Annotated in this window: 10 protein-coding genes and 1 pseudogene; 6 read left to right on the plus strand and 5 right to left on the minus strand. The window is 48.5% G+C overall.

Features of this window, described 5'->3' with window-relative positions; genetic code table 11:
• Together DXA36_RS32150 and DXA36_RS32155 are read right to left on the minus strand one after the other, a co-directional pair.
• A partial coding sequence (locus tag DXA36_RS32150) for a CHC2 zinc finger domain-containing protein (RefSeq protein WP_118683588.1) occupies nt 1-582 on the minus strand: 582 nt, incomplete at its 3' end.
• Nucleotides 583-647: 65 nt separating this feature from the next.
• Nucleotides 648-1,007: pseudogene (locus DXA36_RS32155) on the minus strand (MobQ family relaxase); the annotation flags it as partial.
• A gap of 233 nt (nt 1,008-1,240) precedes the next feature.
• Here DXA36_RS32155 and DXA36_RS33250 point away from each other — a divergent pair.
• Complete coding sequence (locus tag DXA36_RS33250; protein WP_182479356.1) at nt 1,241-1,450, plus strand: gluconolactonase; 210 nt, start codon at nt 1,241-1,243, stop codon at nt 1,448-1,450.
• A 155-nt stretch (nt 1,451-1,605) separates the two neighbouring features.
• Here DXA36_RS33250 and DXA36_RS32165 read toward each other — a convergent pair whose 3' ends face one another.
• The 3 genes from DXA36_RS32165 to DXA36_RS32175 all read right to left on the minus strand — a co-directional run bounded on the left by DXA36_RS32165 (nt 1,606) and on the right by DXA36_RS32175 (nt 3,477).
• Complete coding sequence (locus DXA36_RS32165; protein ID WP_118683589.1) at nt 1,606-2,058, minus strand: hypothetical protein; 453 nt, start codon at nt 2,056-2,058, stop codon at nt 1,606-1,608.
• A 73-nt stretch (nt 2,059-2,131) separates the two neighbouring features.
• A complete protein-coding gene (locus tag DXA36_RS32170) occupies nt 2,132-2,932 on the minus strand; it encodes a helix-turn-helix domain-containing protein (RefSeq protein ID WP_044931530.1) in 801 nt (266 codons plus the stop codon).
• A gap of 50 nt (nt 2,933-2,982) precedes the next feature.
• Nucleotides 2,983-3,477, minus strand: a complete 495-nt coding sequence (locus DXA36_RS32175; protein ID WP_004462512.1) for a tetratricopeptide repeat protein — start codon at nt 3,475-3,477, stop codon at nt 2,983-2,985.
• 320 nt (nt 3,478-3,797) lie between these two features.
• On the opposite strand from DXA36_RS32175, the gene DXA36_RS32180 reads away from it, so the two are divergent.
• From DXA36_RS32180 to DXA36_RS32205, 5 genes are all read left to right on the plus strand, one after another.
• On the plus strand, nt 3,798-4,211 hold the full coding sequence (locus DXA36_RS32180) for a cysteine-rich VLP domain-containing protein (protein ID WP_118683592.1): 414 nt from the start codon (nt 3,798-3,800) through the stop codon (nt 4,209-4,211).
• A gap of 111 nt (nt 4,212-4,322) precedes the next feature.
• Nucleotides 4,323-4,718: a replication initiator protein A gene (locus tag DXA36_RS32185; protein WP_008395205.1), complete on the plus strand. Its 396-nt coding sequence runs from the start codon at nt 4,323-4,325 to the stop codon at nt 4,716-4,718.
• Between the two features lie 185 nt (nt 4,719-4,903).
• Nucleotides 4,904-5,845 carry a MobV family relaxase gene (mobV, locus tag DXA36_RS32195; protein ID WP_118683591.1) on the plus strand — a complete coding sequence of 314 codons (942 nt, stop codon included), beginning with the start codon at nt 4,904-4,906 and terminating at the stop codon, nt 5,843-5,845.
• Between the two features lie 70 nt (nt 5,846-5,915).
• A complete protein-coding gene (locus DXA36_RS32200) occupies nt 5,916-6,107 on the plus strand; it encodes a hypothetical protein (protein WP_055222211.1) in 192 nt (63 codons plus the stop codon).
• A gap of 94 nt (nt 6,108-6,201) precedes the next feature.
• Nucleotides 6,202-6,888: recombinase family protein (locus DXA36_RS32205; RefSeq protein WP_182479357.1), on the plus strand; the 687-nt coding region annotated here is incomplete at its 3' end.

Genomic DNA, 6,888 nt, shown 5'->3' on the forward strand with positions numbered 1-6,888 from the left:
TGCAAGCTCTGCCATTCGCTGTTCAAGCTGTATCACATCCTTTCCGTAGTCCGTAATCAAAGCCGCTTTTTCCTCTGTTTCCCCGAACAGAAGCACATCCAGCAGATATTCCACTTGATCTTGCTTCTGTAAGGCTTCTATAAACCGGGGATGAAAGACTTCCTCCGGGGAGTGCGGGGCATATTCCTTTCTCCATGCCCGAAGCAGATGGAGATAATCGGCAAGAATACGGAAGCAGCGGTTTTTTGCTTCCTGAAACTGTTCCTCCGGGGATTTCTGCCGGAGCTTTGGCTTTTTCGCCTTTCCCGGCGGCTTCCAGTCCTCATAGGAAAGCCCGAAGTCCTGTGCCAGTTGTACGGCGGCTTCTTTCTTTCCCAGCCCATACAGGGCGGCGGCAAAATCAATCACATCCCCATCCGCACCGCAGCCGAAGCAGTGGTAACGCCGATCCAGCTTCATGCTTGGGGTTTTATCATTATGGAACGGGCAGCAAGCCATCCCGTTCCGACCTACATGGATTCCATAATGCTCCGCAGCCTGTCGGGTGGTAACAGACTGCTTGACAGCTTCAAATACATTCAAATCTATCCCTCCTTGAAAAAAAGAAAAGCACCTGACATTCTCTGATTGAAAATGGCAAGTGCCTGTTAAAGTTCCATATCCTGTTGTCTGTGTTTTGTCTGCACCGGGGCAGTTCTTTGTGCTTTTTTCTCGTCCGCCTTATCCTGCAAGACTTCTTTGATAGGCTGTTTCTTGGGCGGCTCTTTACTTTCCTCTGTGCCGGGTGTGGCTTTCCGTACCCAGTAGCGGATGTCCCGCAGCTTCTTCAAATCCTCCTGTACCTCGGTCAGCGGTACTTTCAGCTCTGCGATTTCGCTAAGAAGCTTTTCCTGCTCCTGTTGCAGCTCATTTTTCGTTTTATCCTTATCGTCCGGGTGCTTGGCAAGATAGGCGGCGGCTTTCGCATACCGGGCAACCTCTGGGTGTTCCTGTTTGAATTTCTCCTTAGGTCAGTTTACAAGGAACTACACGCAGACCACGAAACGGGGGCTGCTGACAACAAATAAAGGCTGAATATCAAGCACCGGGAAAGTGCGAGATATTCAGCCTGTTTTGTTGTCTGGGGTTTCCAAAGGGGCTTACCCCTTGGCACACGACTTTGCTTGCAAAGTGTAGTGTGTTATACGCTCTGTCGGCGTTGCTGCGAAAATGGGGTTGCCGCCGGGGAGGGCAAGGGCATTTGAAACGGCAGGAAAACAGGGCTGTGATTGCGTGGCATGGAGCCGCAAGCGCAGGACTGGTTTCGCCAGCAGACAGGGCGTATATGAAAGCCCCCGTCCCTTGTCCCACGCCGGACTTCGGGACAAAATGTCCCGAACTTGTGGACACACTCACGAAAAAGCAGACGGATTTTCCTCTCAAAATTGAAATGGGCGGGAAGCCATTTTAAGGCTTTCCCGCCTTGGTTGCCCATCAGCAAAGACAGGCGGGGCTGTCAACGGCGGCGCATTTATGCGCCGTTCATCTTGACCGTTGACTGTCTCGGCTGGCTTTGCTATCTCCCCGATAAATGGGAAGTTTACAATTAGATTATAGAAACAAGAATCAATCCAACCAAACACAATCAACAATGTCAATGTCAACTTTAACAAATTTTTCGTCTATAAAAACAGCAGCCCAACCATGTTCTTCTTCCCATGGACAATCAAGTTTCAATATTACACATACAGGAACATTTTGCGATTCGTACAGTGGATTTCCTGTTTTACTTCTGGCAAATACTGCGTCTTCCAAAGCATAAAGTGTAACATCTGTGCCCGTGTATTTTACAAGGTCTACAGGTGAGCTTATTTCCGGCCAATATTCCTTACTTTCTTCCTCATCATCAGGTCCCCAATTCTCATACATTTCATCATAATAAAGGCGTATAAATGCCTCCAACATTTCGGTTTCCAGTCGAGGTGTCCATTTCTCTATCAATCTTTTACAGTAAATGGCACCTTTATCTCTATCATCAATTTTAAATTCCTCTGGATTTAATAACAAATTGTTTTGCATTTTTCTTTCTCCTCATTTTCGCAAAATGTATTACCCGTCAAACCTACTCAAGAAATTCTGATTTGTCGCTCTCTTACTTCCGCCCCCGCTGTGGGTTTGGATTTTTCAGTAAGTCCGACTTCTGTGCAATCTTTTTCAGCCACTTCTTTTCTTCCTCGGACAGCTTTTTCAAATTCAGCTTGAGCCGCTTACAGATAAACGCCAAAGCCGCTTGCTCCGGGTCGCTGTCTGGACTGGCAGTTTCCTCGGCGGTCTGCAAGAAATCTTCCAGTGGGTTGTCCCCCGGAACGCTGAAAAAATCGTCCTTATGGGCTTCCCGCAGGTCGAGGGCTATCTTGTTTATGTCCTGCTGTATCACATAGCGGCAAAAGCTGTCATCATCAATATGAGCGGCGATAAGTTGTCTTAGCTGCGGGTCGGACAAGCCGGGATTGTACTGCTTCATAATCGTTGCACTCATGGTGTCCACGATGGCGTTTGCGCTCTGTACCTGTTTTCCTGCGATACCGTTTACATAGATTTCAAGGTCAGCCATCAGCCGGGGAAAATCCGGGTGTACTGCCAGTTCACACAAGAGGGAATTATCTATCAACCCACTTTTCAAGAGTTCAATCATATCATCACTCAAACGCAGGTCTGCAAGATCAGCGTTTGGGTGATTTCTTGTTTGGGACAGCCCCAGTAGATAATCGGCGGTTACACCGTAAAACTTCGCCAGCTTGATAATAGCATAGTGACTGATGTCCTTAAAATCCTTTGCTTCATAGCTGCCCAGCGCAGACTTGGAGAGATTTACCTGCTCCTCAAGCTGCTCCAGCGTCAGCCCACGCTCCACACGCAAATCTTTCAATCGTTCTTGTATGGATAGTTCCATGCTCTCCCTCCTTGTCTGCTCGATAAATGGGAACTGTGTTATCTTAATCTTCACTCAATGTTTTCAACATGAGTTCTTAAATAATCAAAATATTTTTTGCCATCATCATTACCGTCCTCGTCAGGCTCAAATATCTCCCTTCCTTCAAACATATAGGCTCTAAGCAAATATTCTGTGGCGTTTTTTTCGTCCCCTATTTCTAAACAACATTCACCTAATCGAAGCATAACAAACGGATTTCCATATCCCTCGCCGCTCAAATTCCCCCTTGCTTTGTCAAAGCATTCGTGTGCTTTTTCGTATTGTTTCTTTTGAAAATAAATATCGCCAATGGCAGCTAAAAACCATATGGTTTCACTGTAAAATTGCTGTGGCTCTGGGATTAGGCTAAGAGCTTCTTTCCATGCTTGTATAGCTTCCTCATATTGTTCTTCTTCCTCAAACTGATTGCCTTTTTGGGCTAATTCATCTAATTTAGTTTTTATTTGTGGTGTTAGTTCATCAATAGCCACTTCTTCATTTTTCTTCTTTGAAAACAGTCCCATAATATACCTCCGTGAAATTTCGATTTGCCATTCTATTTCTTCTATTCTACCACAATTCCAAGAGCGTGGAAATAGAGAGTTTTCCGGGCTGATTTCCGACCTTATGGATATACGGGGCGGGCGGTCTTTTAGGTGTAGACTTAAGGTAGTTCATCGATGAGCTGCACCTTGAAAACAGAATGACCGTCCGAAAAGGAATACCCCGGCAGGGGAAGCACCGCAACGAGCCACTTCGGGACAAAATGTCCCGAAGTCCGGGGAGCGTGCCAACGCCGGAAATCCTTTCGGGGAGAACGGCTAAGGAAAAATGGAGGGAACACATGAGAGAGAACCCATATAAACGACTGCCGCCCATAGAGCGCAGGCAGGACGGTTCCCTTTACCGCATGACACCGGCACAGAGGAAACAGGCAAACGCCCTGATCCGCCGGGAGTGCTGCTGTTATGAGGATGGGAACTGTATGCTCCTTGACGATGGGGACACCCACACCTGCCCCCAGACTATTTCTTTCTCGGTCTGCTGTAAGTGGTTCCGCTGGTCGGTCTTGCCGCAAATCGGGACGCTGGAAGCAGAGATTTTCCGGGATAAGGAGCTAAAACGCTGTGCGGTCTGCAGCAGAGTGTTCGTCCCAAAGTCCAACCGGGCGAAATACTGTCCCGGCTGTGCCGCCAGAGTTCACAGGCGGCAGAAAACAGAAAGTGAACGGAAAAGGAGGTCTACTGTGGACAGTTAGGGGCTGAAAAGTCCTTGATTTACAAGGCTTTGCAAGCACAGAACAGGGGCAGGCAATAGAAACTACCGTCTACCCCCGAAAACGGACTTCTAACCGTCCACAAAACACGATATGACAAACACCATTTATATCCATCAGCCGGAAAAGGCAGTCAGCTTTACCCGGCTTCCGAATTTCCTTTTTGAAGCCCCCACATTCACACCCCTGTCCAACGAAGCAAAGGTACTGTATGCCTTTATCCTGCGCCGGACAGACCTGTCCCGGAAAAACGGCTGGGCAGATGAATATGGGCGGATTTACCTCTACTATCCCATCAACGAGGTAGTGGAGCTGCTCCACTGCGGGCGGCAGAAGGCGGTCAACACCCTGCGGGAACTGCAATATGCCGGACTGGTGGAGATCCAGAAGCAGGGCTGTGGAAAACCCAACCGCATTTACCCAAAATCCTACGAAGCGGTTCCAAACACCGACTTCAAGAAATCCGGTTACGGAACGCGGTCGGACTGAAAACCGCACTCATGGAGTACGATAATCAACCTTCTTGGAGTACGGAAACCGGACGGTATATAGAAATACAAAGATTAAAACGATTTTATTTATATCTTATCCATTCCCTTCCTATCTGAGATATTTTCTGCGGGATTTTCCTGTGGAAAAGTCACGGAATGGAAGGGCATGGGGAAAGGAGTTTCATGGCACAACACGCAATTTTGCGATTTGAAAAGCACAAGGGCAATCCGGCAAGACCGTTGGAAGCCCATCACGAACGGCAAAAGGAACAGTATGCCAGCAATCCCGACATTGACACCAGCCGGAGCAAGTACAATTTCCATATCGTCAAGCCGGAGAGCCACTATTACCATTTTATTCAGAGCCGCATTGAACAAGCCGGATGCCGCACCCGCAAGGATAGCACACGCTTTGTCGATACGCTGATAACCGCCAGCCCGGAGTTTTTCAAGAAAAAATCCCCAAAGGAGATACAGGCGTTTTTCCAGAGGGCGGCTGATTTCTTAATCGGGCGGGTAGGGAAAGAAAATATCGTGTCGGCGGTGGTACACATGGACGAGAAAACGCCCCACCTGCATTTGGCCTTTGTCCCGCTGACAGAGGACAACCGCCTGTGTGCAAAGGAGATTATCGGGAACAGAGCAAGCCTCACAAAATGGCAGGACGATTTTCACGCCTATATGGTGGAGAAATATCCCGACTTGGAGCGTGGGGAAAGTGCCAGCAAGACAGGCAGGAAGCATATCCCCACCCGTCTGTTCAAACAGGCGGTCAATCTCTCCAAACAGGCAAGAGCCATTGAAGCCACGCTGGGCGATATTACCCCGTTCAACGCCGGAAAGAAGAAAGAGGAAGCCCTCTCCCTGCTGAAAAAGTGGTTTCCGCAGATGGAGAACTTCTCTGGGCAGCTCAAAAAATACAAGGTCACGATAAACGACCTTTTGGCAGAAAATGAACAGTTGGAAGCCAGAGCCAAAGCCAGCGAAAAAGGCAAGATGAAAGATACGATGGAACGGGCAAAGCTGGAAAGCGAGCTGAAAGACATTCAGCGGCTGGTAGACCGTATCCCGCCGGAGGTGCTGGCAGAACTGAAACGGCAGCAGCGGCACACAAGGGAACGGTGATCAATGACAGAAAACATTTCACGCCGCAGCATGGCGGCACTGCACTTTGAAAATTAAATACGGAGGTACTATGGAGCATATCAGATACAAGAAAGAAACCGAAGTCGTGACTTTTCAGGGAAAGGAAATCACGCTGGAAAATCTCTCCCCGGTGTTCACGCCGGAGCAGGAAGCAGCAAAACGCCGGGAGCTGGAACAGCAGCTTTATGAGGTGTTCCGCAAGTATGCCGACAAACGGCAGAGTGAGGAAACCGGGGCATAAGATTTTCCGAAGCCATCGTTGATTTGCGGGGCTGCTGACGGTATAATAAAGGTGTCAGCAGCTCCGTTTCTTTTTTTAGAAAAGGAGCGACAATATGAATAATCGAATAGACGCAATCTATGCAAGACAATCGGTGGACAAAAAGGACAGCATTTCCATTGAAAGCCAGATTGAATTTTGCAAATACGAATTGAAAGGCGGGAACTGCAAGGAATACACAGACAAAGGGTACAGCGGCAAGAACACAGACCGTCCGAAGTTTCAAGAACTGGTGCGGGACATCAAGCGGGGCTTGATTGCAAAGGTCGTGGTTTACAAACTCGACCGTATCAGCCGTTCCATTCTGGACTTCGCAAACATGATGGAGCTGTTCCAGCAGTACAATGTAGAGTTTGTGTCCTCTACGGAAAAGTTTGATACCTCCACCCCGATGGGGCGGGCGATGTTAAATATCTGTATTGTGTTCGCCCAGCTTGAAAGGGAAACGATACAGAAGCGGGTAACGGACGCTTACTACTCCCGCAGTCAGCGTGGTTTCAAGATGGGCGGGAAAGCCCCTTACGGCTTCCATACAGAGCCGATTAAGATGGACGGTATCAACACAAAGAAGCTGGTGGTAAACCCGGACGAAACGGCAAATATCCGGCTGATGTTTGAAATGTACGCCCAGCCCACAACCTCCTACGGGGACATTACCCGGTACTTTGCGGAACAGGGGATTTTGTTCCATGGCAAAGAGCTGATACGCCCCACGCTGGCGCAGATGTTACGCAATCCTGTC

Origin of the sequence: Eisenbergiella sp. OF01-20 (genome assembly GCF_003478085.1) — a bacterium.
Classification (GTDB): domain Bacteria; phylum Bacillota; class Clostridia; order Lachnospirales; family Lachnospiraceae; genus Eisenbergiella.

Coding starts and splice junctions, on each gene's coding strand:
- DXA36_RS32185 (WP_008395205.1), top strand. CDS start 4,323: ATGACAAACACCATTTATATCCATCAGCCGGAAAAGGCAGTCAGCTTT.
- DXA36_RS32200 (WP_055222211.1), top strand. CDS start 5,916: ATGGAGCATATCAGATACAAGAAAGAAACCGAAGTCGTGACTTTTCAG.
- DXA36_RS32180 (WP_118683592.1), top strand. CDS start 3,798: ATGAGAGAGAACCCATATAAACGACTGCCGCCCATAGAGCGCAGGCAG.
- DXA36_RS32170 (WP_044931530.1), bottom strand. CDS start 2,932: ATGGAACTATCCATACAAGAACGATTGAAAGATTTGCGTGTGGAGCGT.
- DXA36_RS32175 (WP_004462512.1), bottom strand. CDS start 3,477: ATGGGACTGTTTTCAAAGAAGAAAAATGAAGAAGTGGCTATTGATGAA.
- mobV (WP_118683591.1), top strand. CDS start 4,904: ATGGCACAACACGCAATTTTGCGATTTGAAAAGCACAAGGGCAATCCG.
- DXA36_RS32165 (WP_118683589.1), bottom strand. CDS start 2,058: ATGCAAAACAATTTGTTATTAAATCCAGAGGAATTTAAAATTGATGAT.